Consider the following 1,550-nt stretch of genomic DNA (forward strand, 5'->3'; position numbering starts at 1 on the left):
TTGCCATGACTTTCAAATAGTTATTAAGCGCATCAATTCCGCAGTTGAATCGGTTTCTATCGTGTTTATCTTTATCGAGTAATACCGTTTTCATCATTGGTTTTTGGTCTCGTAGCGTTCGGCGGCAGTTTTAAGCTTTTGATTTAATGTTGTTGGTTTATCGAGAGCTTCCATAAGTAAAATGGCGTCTGCTTGGCTTAATTTTAGTGTTTGCTCACGTTCAATCACTTGTTTTGCTTTTTCAGTCACGTCGACCGCTTGGTAGTCATGCATCTGAATAACGGTATTCGCCACATCCAGGTAATCACCAGAGCCACCCATAACGATGATAGTAGAGATATCCAGTTCATCACGTAATTGACCGATACGGTCAACCAACGGTGTGATTGGCTCATCGCCTTTTGCCACAAGTGCCTGCATACGCTCATCACGAATCATAAAGTTAGTTGCAGATGTGTCTTCATCTATCAGCAGTGATGTTGCACCGGCTTCGATAGATTCTTGTAACCAAGCCGCTTGCGATGTTGAACCTGATGCATCTTGCGTTGAGAAATCTGCAGTATCTTTACCCATTGGCAAATGGTTGATGTAGTTCGACAAATTTAAGTGATGCACACAACGGCCATCTTCTGCACGAATCTTCATCGCTTTCTGGTCTGTCACGATGTACTCGCGACCATCGCCAGGAATGTGATCGTAAATAGAACGTTCAATGGCGTTCAGTAAGGTCGACTTACCATGAAAACCACCGCCGACAATTAAAGTGATGCCTTTGGGAATGCCAAGTCCAGTCACGTAACCTTTGTTTGGTGCATGCAGAGTCACCTGCAAAGACTCAGGAGCCGTAAACTCCACTGCTTCTTTCATCGGCAAATCACAGTTACCCGCAATACGTGGTAGAACGCTACCATTCGCAACAAACGCAACAAGATTGTGTGCTTCTAATTGTTCTCTTAGTGTGCTTTGATCTTCTACGACTTGACAGTGCTTCACCATTGCTTCTTTATCCAACTCACCCTCAAGCGTCGCGCGTCGAATAAACTTAGGCAGATGGAACGTGAGGATGTTGTTCGCCTTTTTACCAAGCACAGAACGGCCTTCAGCGGGTAGGTTGACACGAAAACGCAGTTCAATCCCTTCTTCTGTGAATAGCACCGCTGTGCTGTCTAAAACCGTTTGACCATTTAAAGCGATTGATACGGTATTTTCTTGTTTAGCAAATTGCTCAAAGCTACGAGCAATAAAGTCGCGAGCCGCGCGTTGGAACGCCGGAGACTCGTCTTTTAGCCACTCAAGACCAGTTAGTGACCAAGCACGAGTCGCACGAAAACGTGACGCAGAAGCATACGGGTCGCCTTGAACATGATCGATAAACAACGTGAAATCAGTGAAGTCATACTGACCTTTGATTTGTTGGTAAGCACGGTAGTTCTGCTTTTCAATTTTCTTAAGCGTGGCAGTCAACTGATCCATGAAGATATTGGCCTTTTAATTAGAAGCGGGCGCCCACGATAGAAACCACCGTAACGAGAGTAAAGGAGAGCCTATGA

Annotated in this window: 2 pseudogenes; both read right to left on the minus strand. The window is 45.0% G+C overall.

Annotation, left to right across the window (positions count from 1 at the left end):
• A pseudogene (locus R7Q47_RS24055) lies at positions 1-97 on the minus strand (GNAT family N-acetyltransferase); the annotation flags it as partial.
• Positions 97-1,473, minus strand: a pseudogene (locus R7Q47_RS24060) (P-loop domain-containing protein); the annotation flags it as partial. The pseudogenes R7Q47_RS24060 and R7Q47_RS24055, both read right to left, overlap by 1 nt.
• Positions 1,474-1,550 lie beyond the last annotated feature (77 nt).

The sequence above is a fragment of the Vibrio sp. Vb0349 genome, assembly GCF_033338975.1.